This window comes from Kineothrix sp. MB12-C1, assembly GCF_030863805.1.
Lineage (GTDB): Bacteria > Bacillota > Clostridia > Lachnospirales > Lachnospiraceae > Kineothrix.
In genome coordinates this window covers 3,358,695-3,375,091 of record NZ_CP132957.1, presented here as the reverse complement: position 1 = coordinate 3,375,091, position 16,397 = coordinate 3,358,695, and the positions used below count along the sequence as shown (strand labels likewise).

General features: G+C 43.8%; 14 protein-coding genes. All 14 read right to left on the bottom strand.

The window, feature by feature from the left end:
* Positions 1 to 33 precede the first annotated feature (33 nt).
* The 14 genes from RBB56_RS15425 to RBB56_RS15360 all read right to left on the bottom strand — a co-directional run bounded on the left by RBB56_RS15425 (position 34) and on the right by RBB56_RS15360 (position 15,675).
* Positions 34 to 534, bottom strand: a complete 501-nt coding sequence (locus RBB56_RS15425) for a cell division protein FtsL (protein WP_306719846.1) — start codon at positions 532 to 534, stop codon at positions 34 to 36.
* A 54-nt stretch (positions 535 to 588) separates the two neighbouring features.
* Complete coding sequence (gene rsmH / locus RBB56_RS15420) at positions 589 to 1,524, bottom strand: 16S rRNA (cytosine(1402)-N(4))-methyltransferase RsmH (RefSeq protein ID WP_306722184.1); 936 nt, start codon at positions 1,522 to 1,524, stop codon at positions 589 to 591.
* Positions 1,525 to 1,588: 64 nt separating this feature from the next.
* On the bottom strand, positions 1,589 to 2,020 hold the full coding sequence (mraZ, locus tag RBB56_RS15415) for a division/cell wall cluster transcriptional repressor MraZ (protein ID WP_306719845.1): 432 nt from the start codon (positions 2,018 to 2,020) through the stop codon (positions 1,589 to 1,591).
* Positions 2,021 to 2,344: 324 nt separating this feature from the next.
* Complete coding sequence (gene ychF / locus RBB56_RS15410; protein WP_306719844.1) at positions 2,345 to 3,442, bottom strand: redox-regulated ATPase YchF; 1,098 nt, start codon at positions 3,440 to 3,442, stop codon at positions 2,345 to 2,347.
* Positions 3,443 to 3,507: 65 nt separating this feature from the next.
* Positions 3,508 to 4,401, bottom strand: coding sequence for a ribosome small subunit-dependent GTPase A (gene rsgA, locus RBB56_RS15405; RefSeq protein WP_306719842.1), 894 nt, complete (start codon positions 4,399 to 4,401; stop codon positions 3,508 to 3,510).
* Positions 4,402 to 4,418: 17 nt separating this feature from the next.
* A complete protein-coding gene (gene pknB, locus RBB56_RS15400) occupies positions 4,419 to 6,557 on the bottom strand; it encodes a Stk1 family PASTA domain-containing Ser/Thr kinase (protein WP_306719841.1) in 2,139 nt (712 codons plus the stop codon).
* Entirely contained in the window at positions 6,550 to 7,302 is a 753-nt protein-coding gene (locus RBB56_RS15395; protein WP_306719840.1) for a Stp1/IreP family PP2C-type Ser/Thr phosphatase, read from the bottom strand. The genes pknB and RBB56_RS15395 overlap by 8 nt, the downstream gene beginning before the upstream one ends.
* Before the next feature lie 92 nt (positions 7,303 to 7,394).
* Positions 7,395 to 8,435 carry a 23S rRNA (adenine(2503)-C(2))-methyltransferase RlmN gene (gene rlmN / locus RBB56_RS15390; RefSeq protein ID WP_306719839.1) on the bottom strand — a complete coding sequence of 347 codons (1,041 nt, stop codon included), beginning with the start codon at positions 8,433 to 8,435 and terminating at the stop codon, positions 7,395 to 7,397.
* An 8-nt stretch (positions 8,436 to 8,443) separates the two neighbouring features.
* Positions 8,444 to 9,754: a 16S rRNA (cytosine(967)-C(5))-methyltransferase RsmB gene (gene rsmB, locus RBB56_RS15385; RefSeq protein WP_306719838.1), complete on the bottom strand. Its 1,311-nt coding sequence runs from the start codon at positions 9,752 to 9,754 to the stop codon at positions 8,444 to 8,446.
* Positions 9,747 to 10,454: a zinc metallopeptidase gene (locus RBB56_RS15380; protein WP_306719837.1), complete on the bottom strand. Its 708-nt coding sequence runs from the start codon at positions 10,452 to 10,454 to the stop codon at positions 9,747 to 9,749. The genes rsmB and RBB56_RS15380 overlap by 8 nt, the downstream gene beginning before the upstream one ends.
* A gap of 4 nt (positions 10,455 to 10,458) precedes the next feature.
* Positions 10,459 to 11,418: a methionyl-tRNA formyltransferase gene (gene fmt, locus RBB56_RS15375; RefSeq protein WP_306719835.1), complete on the bottom strand. Its 960-nt coding sequence runs from the start codon at positions 11,416 to 11,418 to the stop codon at positions 10,459 to 10,461.
* Complete coding sequence (gene def / locus RBB56_RS15370) at positions 11,415 to 11,894, bottom strand: peptide deformylase (protein WP_306719834.1); 480 nt, start codon at positions 11,892 to 11,894, stop codon at positions 11,415 to 11,417. Before def ends, fmt begins: the two co-directional genes overlap by 4 nt.
* Before the next feature lie 29 nt (positions 11,895 to 11,923).
* Positions 11,924 to 14,200, bottom strand: coding sequence for a replication restart helicase PriA (gene priA / locus RBB56_RS15365; protein WP_306719833.1), 2,277 nt, complete (start codon positions 14,198 to 14,200; stop codon positions 11,924 to 11,926).
* The gene (locus RBB56_RS15360) at positions 14,173 to 15,675 is read right to left on the bottom strand and encodes a UDP-N-acetylmuramoyl-L-alanyl-D-glutamate--2,6-diaminopimelate ligase (protein ID WP_306719832.1); all 1,503 of its coding nucleotides are present in this window, start codon (positions 15,673 to 15,675) and stop codon (positions 14,173 to 14,175) included. The genes priA and RBB56_RS15360 overlap by 28 nt, the downstream gene beginning before the upstream one ends.
* Between the last annotated feature and the right edge of the window lie 722 nt (positions 15,676 to 16,397).

The following is a 16,397-nucleotide window of genomic DNA, read 5'->3' as shown; positions in this document are numbered from 1 at the left end:
ATTCGTCCGTCTCTACTCAATCTTATACACCTCTTATTCTGGAATATCCGCGATTTGTCTTACGAAATCGCTCCCCTCACCAGAAAACACTATAATTTGCCCCTCCTCGGCGTATCTCATCCCCAATTCCTGAATGGCGATCCTCTTTACTTCCTCTATATCAATGCTACTCGTAATTCGATTATATTCTTCGTCATTTGCGAGCTTTAAGTTATTTAATTCTCTTTCCAGTCTGGAAACATTTTTTATACTATTCGTAATATCCGATTGCAAACCCAGATAACCCGTCAGAATGAATCCAACGGCTACAATTGCACATGCCAAGAAAAATACATACCCCAGACTCATATGATAAGCCTTGTCCCGATTCTTGCGCGCGGTATGGCTAATGTCCTTTCTCGGTTCCCCCGGCCGCCTATCCGGTATCCTTTCATCCAGCTTTCTTACTACGCTGCCCTGTACATATACATTTCTCCCCTGTGTAGTTTGCCGCCTTCTATCCGTCGCCTGCGTTCTACCCTTATATTGTGCCATAGCAGTTTACCCTTACCCTCTTGATTTTATTTGTAACTTTTTCGTTATAAGCATTCAGCTTCTTTCAAATACACGAAGCTTTGCACTTTTCGAACGTTTATTTTCCGCCAATTCATCCTCCCCAGGTAAGATTGGCTTCCTCGTCACTGCTTTTCCTTTTGGCTTGTTCCCGCATACACATACCGGAAAGTCCGGTGGACATGTACATGGATTCTCATTTCTTTTAAAGAAAGACTTTACAATTCTATCCTCCAACGAATGGAAGGTAATAATACAGAGCCTTCCTCCCGGGTTCAAAAGTTCGATAAATGCGTCTATCGAATCCTGTAAGACCTCCAATTCCCTATTACATGCAATGCGAATTGCCTGGAATGTTTTCTTCGACGGATGGCCTCCTGTCTGCCTCATCTTGGCCGGAATTGCTGCTTTTATAATTTCATTCAGCTCTCCCGTCGTCTCAATGGGCTTGTCCTGCCTCGCCCTTACGATATGCTTGGCTATATTCTTCGCGAACTTGTCTTCGCCGTAATCCCTAATCATACGGAATAATTCCATTTCAGAATAGTTATTGACGATATCCTTTGCGCTCAGCATTTGCCGCCTATCCATTCTCATATCCAATGCCGTGTCGTACTTATAGGAAAACCCTCTTTCCAACTCATCGAGCTGATGAGATGAAACACCCAAGTCGAGCAGTATGCCATCTACCTTTTCTATTTCAAGCTCCTTAAGGACCTCCGGTGCATTGCAATAGTTACTTCTTATGATAGTAACCTTATCCTTATAAGGAGCAAGCCGTTCTCCTGCTGCGGCAATCGCTGCCTCATCCTGGTCAATGCCGATAAGTCTTCCACCTTCTGCCAGTCTTTTGGCTATCTCCAGGGAATGCCCGCCTCCGCCCAGCGTCCCATCCACATAGATTCCTGTACCTTTTATATTTAAGTTATCAATAGTTTCTTGTAATAATACGGAGGCATGCTTAAATTCCATCTTATCAACCATACCTTTCTTCGTCTGTTTTGTAACAGTTCAGACCCTCTCTGTTTTTTCACTCTTAAATGCCGAGTCCAAGCTCTGACATATGTTCTGCAATACTCTCCATATCTTCATATGCAGACTCATCTTCCCATCTTTCTTTGCTCCATATCTCGATACGGCTCGCCACTCCGATCAAAACAACATCCTTCGTAAGTTCAGCGAACTCCTTGAGTACCGATGGAACAAGAATTCTTCCTTGCTTATCCACTTCTACACTAGCTGCGCCTGCAAGAAAAAAACGGGCAAATGTTCTAGCTTCTTTGTTCGATAACGGTAAGCTCCTTAACTTTGCTTCGAATACTGCCCATTCTTTGTTATCGTACACAAACAAACAGCCATCCAGCCCCTTCGTAATCACAAACTCTTCGCCGAGAGCTTCACGGAATTTGGAGGGAACGATAAGCCGGTTCTTCGCGTCGATCGAATGGTTGTATTCTCCCATAAACATAAAGCTCACCCGCCACTTCACCTTAAGAACTTATAAAAAGTGGTCTGCCACTTCTTATCGTGTGTGAGTCTGCCACAGAAGGAAGGATAGATTTAAAATATAAACGATTTCTACCACTTCGTTCCACTTCACACCACTTTCTACCACTTTTAATCTGATTTTATACTAATTGGCCTTATTTGACAAGCCAAATTTAACATTTTCTTTATAAAAAACGCACTTTCTGGTTTCCCAAAAAGTGCGTTTTTTCAGCATTTCCAACATGTTGTGCGAACATATGTTTTTAATACTACATATAGTTTTTTAGTTTTCTTGCTATTCCGCTTATACGTTGAAACGGAACACAATTACATCTCCGTCTTTTACTACATATTCCTTGCCTTCCATTCCGACCAGCCCCTTTTCTCTTGCTGCCGCAAGGGAGCCATATGTCAAAAGGTCCTTATAATTTACAACTTCTGCCTTAATAAATCCTCTTTCAAAGTCTGTATGAATCTTACCGGCAGCCTGAGGCGCCTTTGTTCCAAGCTTAATCGTCCAGGCTCTCGTCTCGTCCTCTCCTGCGGTCAGGAAGCTATGAAGTCCAAGAATATGATAACTCGCCCTAATCAACTTCTCAAGTCCCGATTCCGATAATCCTAAGTCCTCTAAGAACATAGATTTCTCTTCCTCGTCCAACTCCGCTATTTCCTGTTCGATCTGCGCACAGATAACGAAAACTTCACTGCCACTGCCTGCTGCAAATTCACGAACGGCCTTAACACCCGCATTATCCGCACCGTCATTTGCCAGATCTTCCTCTGCTACATTGGTCGCAAAAATCACAGGCTTATAGGTGAGAAGATTATAGGAAGACAGAAGTGCAAGCTCCTCGTCATCTTGTGCTTCGAAAGTGGAAGCCAGATTACCATCTTCCAAATGAATTTTAACTTTTTCCAGTAGGGCAAGTTCTTTTGCAAGAACCTTGTCCATCTTTGCACCTTTGCTCGTCTTGGCAATTCTTCGCTCCAGAATCTCCAAATCAGAGAAGATAAGCTCCAGGTTAATGGTCTCGATATCCCTGAGAGGGTCCACAGTTCCGTCTACATGCACAACATTGGAATCTTCAAAGCATCTCACCACATGTACAATAGCATCCACTTCCCTAATATTGCTTAAGAATTGGTTTCCGAGTCCTTCTCCCTTGGAAGCTCCCTTCACCAGCCCTGCAATATCTACAAACTCTATGACTGCCGGAGTTACTTTCTTGGAATGATACATATCACCCAACTGCTTAAGCCTTTCATCCGGCACCGGCACAATCCCTACATTAGGGTCAATCGTACAAAAAGGATAGTTGGCTGACTCTGCCCCCGCCTTCGTTAACGAATTAAATAAGGTACTTTTTCCTACATTAGGCAGACCTACAATTCCTAGCTTCATATTGTTATTTTGCTCCTTTCAACTTATCCTCTGTTTTATTCTTAATAGTAACGGTTCAGTTACCCTTAATATTTCTTCTGCTCGCGAAGTTCACCATATAAAAGTATATAATTGCGGTATCTGACAGAGCTGACTTTTCCATCTGCCAACGCTTCCTTCACACCGCAGCCCGGCTCACTCATATGAGCACAGCCTGCAAACCTGCAATATTTTTCATAGGCGGCAAACTCCGGATAGTATTCCCGCAATTCCTCTTTTTCCATATCAAAAAGGCGAAGTGAGGTGAATCCGGGCGTATCCATAATATAGGTATTTCCGGAAAGGGCAATAATTTCTGAATGTCTGGTGGTATGCTTGCCTCTCTCAATCTTTCTACTGATATCTCCGATTTCCATATTAGCTTCCGGATTCAGCCGGTTGATAATCGAAGACTTTCCCACCCCGCTTGGCCCGGCTACCGCTGTTGTCTTTCCGAGGAGTAATCGGTGAAGTTCTTCCATACCTTCGTTTTCCTTCGCACTGACAAATAGCACCCGATATCCACAGCTTTCATATGCTTGCTTTAATTCTTCCTTTTCTTCCCGCGTTGCGATATCCTGTTTATTGAAACAAATAATACTGGAAAGCCCCTGCCTTTCCATCATAATAAGGAAACGGTCCAACAGATTAAAGTTAGGTTCCGGCTTCACAATGGCGAAAATCACAAGTGCCTGATCGATGTTAGCTACAGCAGGGCGTATCAACTCATTTTCACGAGGTAAGATAGCCGTAATATTTCCAAGCAGTTTCTCTTCATCCAATACTTCCATCATCACATCATCACCTACAAGCGGTTTTATATTATCCTTACGGAATATTCCCTTGGCCTTACATTCATAGATTCTGCCATGAGTATTCTCCGCTTCTCCTGCATAGATGTAATAAAACCCGGCAATGCCTTTGATAATCTTTCCCTTCATGCTCCTCTTCCCCCGGATTAAGATTCCGGTGTAAACTGTATTTCTCTCGATATCGTCCTCTGTTCAGAAACACCTTCTATCGTCGTTGTCTCCCCTGTATCCGGATCCGTCACCGTCTGTGCATCGGTAGTCACGGTATAGGTGAAAGTAATCGTACCTGTAGCTGCCTTAATTCCTGTATAGTTCACTGAAATAGGAAAAGAAGCCGTATTTGTATTCAAAAGCTGGATACCGTCTGCCGTATCCACGGTAACTGTTACATTTAATCCATCCTTATACTGAGGATCCTCTTCCGGTGTGGGAGCTTGTATACTTCCGTTATAGCTGTAAGTTGCCAGCTTCGGTCCAATGCTTACCCGCAGATCGATTGCCGTTTGGCTATCCACATAGGAACCTACCGAATAGCTTTGATAGCACACGAGTCCGGTTAAAGCAGCATCTTCATTATTTACCTCGGATACGCTTCCAACCTTTAATCCTGCCTCTGTCAACGTTGCCATAGCATCCATTTCCGATACACCGATTAAATTAGGTACCCTGATTTTATTATCCTCAGCACCCTGGCTGATGCGTATCGTTACTGCTGAACCGCTGGGCGCCTTCGTTCCGCCTTCCGGTGTCTGAGAAATAATATTTCCCTTGGGCACCTGCGCATCATAGCTCTCTGTCCTGTTAACACTAAAGCCTTTCCCTTCCAGATTCGCAACTGCCTCTGCGGTGGACTTTCCTACAATATTAGGAACTTCCACACCACTTGTTCCTGAATTGACTGTCAGGATAATCTCTGTTGATGTATCCACCATCTGGCCCACACCTATATTACATTCGAGCACAAGGCCTGCATCGTATTCCGTTGCTTCTTTGTAAGTAATTTCGGGGGATAGACCGAGCCCTAATAGTTCTGTTTTCACCTCTTCAATCTGTCTGCCTACTACCTTAGGCATTTCTACTTTGCCTGCATCCACAGTCTCCCCTTGCTTATCAGAACCTCCAAAAGGCAAGATGCCGAGAGTCTTTCCTACCAGGAACAGAACGATACACCCTATAAGAACAGCGGCAACGACAGCGAGTATCGTAGTGATACGCTCTACCTTAGAATCTTCATCCCCATCCTCTTCTTCATCGTCTTCTTCCACATCATCGATATCTTCCTCTTCTTCTACTTCTTCGTCTTCTTCCTCTTTGTAAACACGGTGGGACTTTTTATTCAGCCGAAGTTCCTCTTCCATGGAATCTCTTCGGTCGGACTGTTTCTTAATCTGAACCATATCCTTATCCGTAATCATACGTGTAGACGCTTCTTCGCTGGGATTCACAATTTTCACAAAGTCTTCATCGGGACTGATTAAGGACTGTTTCAAATCTGCAATCAGTTTTCCCATAGACTGATATCTGCGATCAGGACTCTTCTGACAACATTTGAACACAATCTGTTCCACGCTGACAGGTATCTCGGAAATATATTCTCTGGGAGAGGAAATCGGCTCCTGAATATGCTTAATGGCTATTGCCACCGTTGTCTCTCCGTTAAAAGGCACCCGTCCGGTCAACATCTCAAACAGAGTGATACCGAGCGAATAAATATCACTTTTTTCATCGCTGTATCCACCCCTTGCCTGTTCCGGCGATGTATAATGGACAGATCCCATCACATTAGAGGTAATGGTATTACTCGTGGCCGCCTTCGCGATACCAAAGTCCGTTACCTTTACCTTGCCTTCTTTCGAAATAATAATATTCTGGGGCTTAATATCCCTATGAATAATATGATTATTATGTGCGGCTTCAATTCCCATGGAAATCTGTATGGCAATGCTGACAGCTTCCTTTACGGAAAGACGTGCCTTCTTTTCAATGTACTGCTTCAGCGTAATACCTTCCACTAACTCCATCACAATATAGTAAATGCCGTTTTCTTCACCTACATCATATACATTTACTATATTAGGATGCATAAGACCTGCTGCCGCCTGGGCTTCCACCCGGAACTTGGAAACAAAGTTCGCATTTTCCGAGAATTCCTGCTTCAGCACCTTCACCGCTACATAACGGTTCAGTTTATGGCATTTCGCCTTATATACATCCGACATTCCGCCAGTGCCTATTTTCTCTAATATTTCATACCGGTCTCCGATTATCATTCCAATTTTAATCATTTTCCACCTCGTCTGCAAACGGTTCGATAATAATTACTGCAATATTATCTTTTCCGCCGTTATTATTGGCTGCCTCAACCAATTCCTCCGCCTTTTCCTCCACATCTTTCCGGGAGCCCAGAATCCTGCGTATCTCACCGTCCTCCAGCATATTGGTCAGGCCATCTGAACACATAAGCACAATATCGCCGGGAACAAGCTCTACATTGAAAAAGTCTACATCTACCGTATCTTTGGCACCAATCGCTCTGGTGATAATATTTTTATCCGGATGACATCTTGCAGATTCTCTGTCGATGCCGCCCATGCGGACCATCTCTTCAACCAATGAGTGATCCCTTGTAATTTGTTCAATTCTTCTATCGTTTACTACATACAGCCTGCTGTCTCCTACATTGGCAACCTCTAAATATTTGCCGTTTAAGCACGTGGCAGCCACTACCGTAGTACCCATACCCGCAAGGTTCTCATCCTCCTCGGCTTTTTTTCTAATATGGGCATTGGCAGCTTCGATTGCCTTCTTTAGTATTTTCACGGGACTCTTCTCGAAAGATTGCTCGATTTCTCCCCGCATCGTTTCCACGGTATACTTGGAGGCATAGTCACCTGCATTATGCCCTCCCATTCCATCTGCAACTATGAATATATTCGGGAGATTTCCTACAGGTTTGTCCGATACAAATACATAATCCTGATTCAATTTTCTCTTTTTTCCAATATCCGTAACGGAAAATGTCTTTAACACACTAAAACCTCCACATCTGTTACTGTTATTTATCGTAACTGTTCAGTACCCTCACAGTTACTATTTATCACTCTTTATAGCTATACATCTTTCTATTGGTGAATCACTTTACGGCGAAGCTGCCCGCAAGCCCCATCAATATCTCTTCCCATTTCCCTTCTTATAGTAACATTTATTCCACTTTTTTCAAGTTTATTTTTAAACGCAAGCGCCTTCTCATGAGTACTGGCTACGAAATCCCGCTCTTTAATCGGATTGACCGGAATGAGATTGACATGGCAATTTAACGATTTTACAAGCTTAGAAAGCTCTGCCGCATCCTCCGGTGTGTCGTTGACTCCTCCTACTAAGCTATATTCAAAAGTAATTCTTCGTCCCGTCTCCTTAAAATAGTATGCACAAGCCTCTATCAGTTCATCCAATCCGTACCGATTGGCGATAGGCATAAGTTTTCTGCGCTTTTCATCTGTGGTCGCATGAAGAGAAAGGGCCAACGTGATCTGCAGCTTCTCCTGCGCCAATTGGCGCATCTTAGGAACAATTCCACAGGTGGAAACCGTAATATTTCTCTGGCTGATATGAAGGCCATTCTCATTCGTTAAAAGATGCAGGAAGCGCAGCACATTGTCATAATTATCCATAGGCTCCCCTGTTCCCATAACGACTACGTTAGACACCTTCTCTCCTGTCAAACGAGTGATGGCATATATTTGATCCAGCATCTCCGAAGGCAGAAGGGAACGCTCCAGCCCGTCCAAAGTAGAAGCACAGAAGAGACATCCCATCCGACAGCCCACCTGTGAGGAAATGCAAACAGAATTGCCATGTTTATATTTCATCCAGACACTTTCTACCATATTGCCATCTTCCAATGCAAAGAGAAATTTCTTCGTACCGTCGATGGCTGACTCTTGTACCTCTATCGCCTGAAGTGCCGTAAGAAAGTAGCGTTCCTTACATCTTTCTTTCAAATCTCCCGATATATTCGTCATCTCATCAAAGCTTCGTGCCAACTTCACATGCAGCCATTCATAAATCTGACTCGCACGAAAGGACTTCTCTCCGATGCCTTCCATATCTTCCTTTAACTGAGCAAGCGTCATCGATTTAATATCTTTTTTCAACCTTTGCATCCTACGTTCTATCTCCTCTTAAACTCGGCAATAAAAAAGCCATCGGTCGCATCTTCACCCGGTAAAAGCTGCTGCATTCTTATCAATTCAAAGGGGTATTCTTTCGAAAACCAATTCACTATCTTCTCATTTTCTTCCTGATGAATCGTACAAGTACTATACATCAAGGTGCCACCCGGCTTCACATACTGCCATATAGTGCTTAGTATCTTCTTTTGCAGGAGCGGAAGCTCTACAAGCGCTTCTTTCGTTATATTATATTTGATATCTCGCTTCTTCCCTATAATTCCAAGTCCTGAGCAGGGCAAATCGGCAATCACTACATCTGCCATTTCTTTTAAAGAATCATCGAAGAAAGAAGCGTCGTAAGCTTCTGCTTCTATATTAGAAAGCCTCTGACGCAAAATATTCTCTTCAATCAGAGCTACTTTATCCTCAGTTAAATCCCTGGCAAGAACCTTGCCGCTGCCATTTAACTTCTCCGCCGCATGGGTTGCCTTTCCGCCGGGAGCAGCACAGACATCGATAACAAAATCGCCTTCCTTAATGCCCGCCCACTCTACACACAGCATGGAGCTTACATCCTGTACGGTGAACAACCCTTCCGCAAAGCCCGGAAGAGCACGCACTCCATCCACATGCTCCAATTCATAAGCATAAGAAAGAAGAGGGTGTTTTTTCACCGCCACTCCCAACGCATCCAGCTTATCAAAAAGCTCTTTCCTTGCTTTCGCACCGATTTCTTCCTTTAAGCGAATGGTAACGGGCCGTATCTCCAGCATAGCTTTTAACATCGCTTCTGTCCGCTCCTTACCATAAACCTCTTTCCACATAACAATCAGATGTTCCGGCATGGAATAAAAAACGGATAAGTACTTTACGGAATCTTTCTCTTTATCCGGATAGGCAATCTGTCCCTTCTGTCTTACAATCGTCCGTAGAACGCCATTGATAAATCCTTTTAGCGACTGAAAGCTGCGTTTCGCCGCTAACTTTACCGCCTCATTGCACACCGCCGAATCCGGAACCCCATCCATGAAAAAGATTTGGTATACGCTCATGCGAAGAAGGTTACGAATTAAGGGCTTCATCTTTTTAACAGGGGTCTTTGAATAGCTATCCAGAATATAATCTATCTGAATTTTTCGTTCCAATGTCCCCTCTGTCACCCTTTTCATAAATGCCTTTTCCTGTGCAGTCAGATAATCGTACTTATCCAACACATTACGCATTAAAATATGGCTGTATGTCTTCTCCTTTTCTATCTCAAGCAACATATCCAGAATCAGTTCTCTTATATCGACCTTCGCTTTAGTCATCGCGCCTTCTTCCTCCGAACAGAAGCAGCAGACGCAGAAGCTGCAGAATCGACGAAGCAACTGCTGCCACATAAGTAAGTGCTGCCGCATTCAGCACCCTCTTGCATCCCTCTACTTCTTCTCCTGCAGTAATACCATAATCGGTAAGCATCGCAAGCGCTCTTGATGATGCGTTATATTCTACAGGAAGCGTCACAATCTGAAATAACACCGCCAGAGCGAACACCCAAATTCCTATTTGCACAAGACTGGAATACATGCCGAGAACAACACCTAATATAATCAGAGGAACACTGATGGTGGAACTAATGCTCGCGATGGGAGCAAGTACACCCCGGAACTTCAACGGTAGGTATTCTTCCTGATGCTGCACTGCATGTCCGCACTCATGGGCTGCCACACCAATGGCTGCAATAGAGGTGGATTGATAGGTACGATCTGAAAGTCTCAGCACTTTATTTCTCGGATCATAGTGATCGGTCAGGTTCCCCTGCACGCGCTCAATTCTTACATCATGAATACCCGAGTAAGTCAGAATTTTCGCAGCAGCCTCGGCTCCTGTGATTCCCCTTGCACTTCTTACTTTTTCATATTTACTATAAGTACTATTTAGCTTGCTGCTGGCAGCAATGCATATTATCGCTCCGATAAAAACAAGAATATAAGTGGGATCCATATAATAACCATAATATCCAAACATCGATTTAACCTCCGTAAGATTCTATTTGTTTATCCAGTGTCATACCCGGCGCAACTTCATATCCGAGCAGAAAGTCCCTCACCCTCATTCTCTTCTTTCCTTCAAGCTGTACCTCTGTAACTTGCAGAACTCCGTCGCCTGTACATACATAAAAGGCATCCTTTTCCACCTTCGTCACCGTTCCTGCTTCACATTCACCTTCCTCTGTCGAAGGCATCGGCTTAGCCTCCCAGATCTTCAGTGTTTTCTTCTCATAATAAGTATACGCGCTGGGCCATGAATTCAGTCCTCTGATCAGACAGTCGATTTCCGCCGCACTTTTCGTCCAATTGATATGTCCCAGAGATTTTTTCAACATCGTTATATGAGTAGCTTCTTCCTCCTTTTGCTTCTCAGGAATAAGCTCTCTTTTCTCAATCAGGGGAAGGGCTTCCACAATAAGCTTCGCACCTGCTTCTCCTAATTTATCATGCAGGGATTCTCCTGTTTCTTTCTCCCCGATAGGCACAACGCATTTCATCAGCATATCGCCTGTATCGATCCCTTTATCCATCTGCATGATCGTAATGCCGGTTTCCTTCTCTCCATTCAAAATGACCCATTGAATGGGAGCAGCTCCCCGGTACTTCGGAAGCAGCGATGCATGGATATTAATACATCCATATGGGGGCATCGTAAGGATCTCTTCGGATAATAACTGCCCAAAAGCTGCTACTACGAAGACATCTGCCTCATATTTCCGAAGCTCCTCCACCGCCTCCGGGGCTTTGATTTTTATCGGTTGTAATACAGGAATACCATATTTTAAGGCACATTGCTTTACCGGAGGCATCTGTACTTCCTTACCTCTTCCTTTTGGTTTATCAGGCTGAGTCACAACTGCGCTTACCTGATGCCCTGCTTCTACGATAGCTTCCAACGCGCCTACCGCAAAATCAGGGGTTCCCATGAAAACTAATTTCATTCTTCTTCCTCCCAATCGGATACGTCCGTCAGTTCCCCTTCCACTCGATCCACATAGAGCTGACCGTCCAGATGATCGAGTTCATGGCAGATAGCTCTGGCCAGAAGCTCAGTTCCTTCTAATTCATAAGGCTCCATATTTTCATTTAATGCTGCTACTTTTGCATAGTTTGGCCTTGTTACAATTCCTGATTTACCGGGAACGCTAAGACAAGCTTCGTTTCCTGTCTGTTCCCCGCTCGTTTCTACTATCCTGGGATTAATCAGAACGTGGGGATCATCACCCGTCACATCAATCACTACAATACGTTTCAAAATGCCGACCTGAGGAGCCGCAAGTCCTACACCATAGGCATCATACATTGTGTCGATCATATCGTCAATCAACTCCCTGATACGGGGGGTCATTTCTTTTACTTCTTTACATTTTTTCAGTAATACCTCATCCCCAATTTCTCTTATGTTTCTAATTGCCATTTTCAATCATCCTTTCATTGAGTCCTGTCTTAATAAGAATTCATCGGATCGAAGTCGAATTGCACCACTTCTTTCCTCCATTCTTCCTGCTGTCTTCTTTCTTCGATATACAATTCCAGTATATTCTTTATATCTACGAGTTTACTATATTCTTTGTTTTTAATATATAACATAAAACGGTAAATGTCATTCACCCGGCTTACGCTGGCAGGCGCCGGACCGATGAGGTAAGTACCATGTCCTACATCATTTGCGTTTTCTTTTATAAGATTTCCTATGATATGAGCGAGTTCACTTCCTGCTTCCTCCTGTGGAGAAGCAACTAAGATGGCCAGCATATGGGCAGCTGGCGGATAGAGAAGGAGTTCTCTGTAAAGCATTTCTTCCTCATAGAAAGCTTGGTAGTCTTGCTTCGAGGCATGTACGATGCTATAATGCTCCGGATCATAGGTTTGAATGACCACTTCTCCGGGTTTATTACTTCTTCCTGCCCTTCCTGCCGCTTGTGTCAGTAACTGGAACGTCCGCTCCCCCGCACGATAATCATTAATATGAAGGGATAAGTCCGCCGCCAGAATCCCCACTAAGGTCACATTGGGAAAATCATGCCCTTTTACAATCATCTGGGTCCCGACTAAGATGTCGGCTTCTCCATTGGCAAAGTGATTCAATATCTCTTCATAACTGTCTTTCGTCCGCGTCGTATCGGCATCCATCCGAAGTACTTTTGCTTCCGGGAATTCCTTATGGAGCGCTTCTTCTATCTGTTGGGTTCCCGCACGGAATCCGAGCATATACTTAGAACCGCACGTGGGACAGCTTTTTACAGATATTTCTTCATGTCCGCAATAATGACATACCAGCTTGCCGTTTTTATGCTCCGATAGGGAAACATCGCAGTGGGGACATTTCATCACATGTCCGCAAGCACGACAGGAAATGAAACCGGCATAGCCCCTTCTATTTAAAAAGAGAATAATCTGCTCTCCCGCGCGCAAACGCTTTTCCATCAATCCATAGAGCTGTCTGCTGAAGATGGAACGGTTCCCTTCCTTTAATTCTTCCCGCAAATCCACCGTATAAACAGTAGGAAGCTCACCACCTGCCTGACGTTTTGTCAACTCATATAACCGATACTCGCCGCTCTTAGCCCGGCTATAGGACTCCAACGAGGGCGTCGCCGAACCCAGCACTACGAATCCATCATGCATGGAAGCGATCTCAATCGCAGTCTCTCTGGCATGGTATTTCGGCATGGATTCACTTTTGTATGTATTCTCATGCTCTTCATCTATAATAATCAATCCCAGATTAGGAAAAGGAGTGAAAAGGGCGGATCTGGGACCGATAATAACATCGATATCTCCCTTTTTGGCCCGCTCGCACTGGTCGTACTTCTCTCCTTTGGAAAGCGTCGAATTGATTACCGATACACGGCTGCCGAAGCACCGATAAAATCGAAGCACCGTCTGATAAGTAAGTGCAATTTCAGGAATAAGCACAATCGCTTGCTTTCCCCTTTTTACAATTTCTTCAATAAGAGAAAGGTATACTTCCGTCTTACCGCTTCCTGTGATACCGTGAATCAGACAGGTTCTTCGTTCTCCTTCATCATATCCGGATATGATATCGTTCAATATAACGCTTTGCTCATCACTTAAACACTTTTTCTCACCATAACTCTCACTTCGGGCATCCTTGCTATCCTCCACGAATTCCATAGGGTTACGGTAGTTATTTTCTGTCATGATCTGAATAGCACCTTGCTTTTCCAGACTATTTAGTGTGGGCATCGATACATGGAGCTTCCCGGTAAGAAGAGATACCGGAAGTTCTTCCTCCTCCATAAGGCTTGCCAGCACCCTTGCTTTCGCTACCTGATGCTTTTTCAGGCAGTCTTCATACAGCACTTTCGCCTCCTCGGGGGAGAGTAGGAGCTTACAGCTTTTCTTTTCCAGCTTTTTAATTTTTTGCTTGACCGGAAGCACTGTTTTAAGAGCAGCTATCATGGTCGAACCATATTGTTCCTTCATCCACGCCGCAAGGCGGATATAATAGTCCTCTGCCGTTAAGTCCTTCTCCTGTACGAAAGCAATATATTTTAGTTTATCCGGCGCAAATTCTGCCCGGTCTGTTATCTCAATCACATATCCTTTTCTTAAATGGTTGCCCGCCCCAAAAGGTACCGTCACACAAGCGCCTACTCTAAGAATTCCTCTCAGCTCATCGGGTATCTTATATTGAAAAGGGCGATCCACCTTTTCATGGGAAATGTCGATTATGACGTTTGCATAGTTTCCTTCCATTCACGCTCCTTCAGGATATCCCGAATAATATCTCTTTCGTCCATCGGATACTTTATCCCTTCAATCTCCTGATAGTCCTCGTGTCCTTTTCCCGCAAGCACAATAATGTCCCCCGGTCTTCCATGGTCTATCGCATAGGCGATTGCTTCTTTCCTGTCACATATCTCCACATAGGTTCCGTCCGTTTTACCGATTCCTATCTTAATATCCTCAATAATATCCTGAGGCTTTTCAAATCTCGGATTATCCGAAGTAATAATAGTCAGGTCCGCCAGCCTTCCGCTGACCTCTCCCATCTCATATCTACGATACTTAGACCGGTTGCCTCCGCAACCGAACAAACAAACAAGCCTCTCCGGTTCATACTCTTTCAACGTGCTAAGAAGACTTTCCAGACTCATTGCATTGTGAGCATAGTCTATCATCAAAGTGAATTCATCGGATACTTTCACCATTTCAATTCGACCCTTTACCTTCACTTCCATAAAGGCCTCTTTTATCTTCTCTATCTCTACATCGAAATGTCTGCAAATCGCAATAGCCGCAAGCGCATTATATACGCTGAAACGTCCCGGTGTGGTTACTTCTGTTGTGAAATTCATTAACCCTGTCACATCAAACACAACACCCAGTTCTCCGGGCTTTTTAATCAACTGTACGTTTTGTGCACGAAGGTCCGCTCCCTCACGGAATCCATAGGTTTCCAGCTCACAGGTATGTTCCTTTGTCACAGTTTCCCAATGCTCATCATCTCTATTTACAATACCAATTTTACATTGCCTGAAAAGAAGGCTCTTACAAGCCATATATTCTTCAAAATCAGCATGTTCATCGGGACCGATATGGTCGGGCTGAATATTTGTGAAAATTCCAATATCGAATATAAATCCCTGGGTCCTATGGAGCTTCAATCCTTGTGACGATACTTCCATCACCACCGTATCACATCCCACATCCGCCATCTGCCTGAAATATTCCTGTAATAGGTAAGATTCAGGCGTTGTATTGACTACATGGCTGCTTTTCCCTCCGATTATTACCTCAATCGTTCCGATAAGTCCTACTTTATGTCCTGCATGTTCCAGAATCGACTTCACAAAATAAGAAGTAGTGGATTTGCCTTTCGTTCCTGTGATACCGATAATTTTCATCTGTCTTGCCGGATGATCGAACCATGCTGCTGAAATAAACGCCATCGCATAACGGGTATCCGCTACTTTGATCACTGTCACACCTTTTTCCTGTGCCTCTTTCGACAAAACGATATCCTTTTCTACAACAAGTACTTTTGCACCTTTTTCCACAACATCCTCTGCGAAATCATGGCCATCCGATTTTGCACCTGTAATACAAATAAAAAGGCTATTTTCCATCACCTTACGCGAATCATATATTACCGCATCCACATGTATATCGGTCGTTCCCATCACGCATTCATATTCCAGCTTTTCCAGCAAATCGCTTAGTTTCCTCATTATTTCTTACCTCTTTTCTTTTAAAAGAATAGCACGGATATTTACTTTTTTCAACGTTTACCCTTTTGTCACTTTCTTATTTTATACTATTCAGCCTACGGCTGCCTAGCAACAATTTATGCACAGAAATACTGCGATGCAGTATTTCGCGCTTGCTAAACTCGGGTTTTATGTGACCTTCGTTCACAAAAACACCTCGCGGGCCTAAGGCTGAATAGTAATTTTTATTTTATACACTTTTAAAAAGGTTTATATATTCTTTATTCTTTTTAAATAATTTGAACACACTTTCTTCACATCTAAGTTTTATAGTATACATAAGATAGTTGAAGAACTCACTATCTCCCCCCTCATAAGAAAATGTGAAAAGGTCCGGTATTCCCGGGCTTTTTTGCATTTCTACCCTTCAGACCCGAATACCCTTTATCCCTGTTAGTTTATGCGCTGTAGGATATTCCAGTTCCTTTTGATTGTGAGTTATTAAAGGGGAGTTATTAAAGGGGATGTGGGCGTCTGTATTAGTTTGGGTTCCAGGCGCAAACGGCTGTATTTTCTAAATGGAATGGATGATATTGTGAATGCGTCCGGGCCGGCAGCAGGTACATCCCTGTACCGGCCTGCCTAAATGCCACATCCTTGTGGCATTTGCCCTGGGTGTCCTATATTCCATTAAGAAAATGCTAGCCCTTTGCTTAATGAAATTAAAACTAACACAGCCGCCC

What these genes read in the sequence shown, in the direction of transcription:
- RBB56_RS15425 (WP_306719846.1), bottom strand. Translation starts at nt 534, where the DNA reads ATGGCACAATATAAGGGTAGAACGCAGGCGACGGATAGAAGGCGGCAA.
- rsmH (WP_306722184.1), bottom strand. Translation starts at nt 1,524, where the DNA reads ATGGAATTTAAGCATGCCTCCGTATTATTACAAGAAACTATTGATAAC.
- mraZ (WP_306719845.1), bottom strand. Translation starts at nt 2,020, where the DNA reads ATGTTTATGGGAGAATACAACCATTCGATCGACGCGAAGAACCGGCTT.
- ychF (WP_306719844.1), bottom strand. Translation starts at nt 3,442, where the DNA reads ATGAAGCTAGGAATTGTAGGTCTGCCTAATGTAGGAAAAAGTACCTTA.
- rsgA (WP_306719842.1), bottom strand. Translation starts at nt 4,401, where the DNA reads ATGAAGGGAAAGATTATCAAAGGCATTGCCGGGTTTTATTACATCTAT.
- pknB (WP_306719841.1), bottom strand. Translation starts at nt 6,557, where the DNA reads ATGATTAAAATTGGAATGATAATCGGAGACCGGTATGAAATATTAGAG.
- rlmN (WP_306719839.1), bottom strand. Translation starts at nt 8,435, where the DNA reads ATGCAAAGGTTGAAAAAAGATATTAAATCGATGACGCTTGCTCAGTTA.
- rsmB (WP_306719838.1), bottom strand. Translation starts at nt 9,754, where the DNA reads ATGACTAAAGCGAAGGTCGATATAAGAGAACTGATTCTGGATATGTTG.
- RBB56_RS15380 (WP_306719837.1), bottom strand. Translation starts at nt 10,454, where the DNA reads ATGTTTGGATATTATGGTTATTATATGGATCCCACTTATATTCTTGTT.
- fmt (WP_306719835.1), bottom strand. Translation starts at nt 11,418, where the DNA reads ATGAAATTAGTTTTCATGGGAACCCCTGATTTTGCGGTAGGCGCGTTG.
- def (WP_306719834.1), bottom strand. Translation starts at nt 11,894, where the DNA reads ATGGCAATTAGAAACATAAGAGAAATTGGGGATGAGGTATTACTGAAA.
- priA (WP_306719833.1), bottom strand. Translation starts at nt 14,200, where the DNA reads ATGGAAGGAAACTATGCAAACGTCATAATCGACATTTCCCATGAAAAG.
- RBB56_RS15360 (WP_306719832.1), bottom strand. Translation starts at nt 15,675, where the DNA reads ATGAGGAAACTAAGCGATTTGCTGGAAAAGCTGGAATATGAATGCGTG.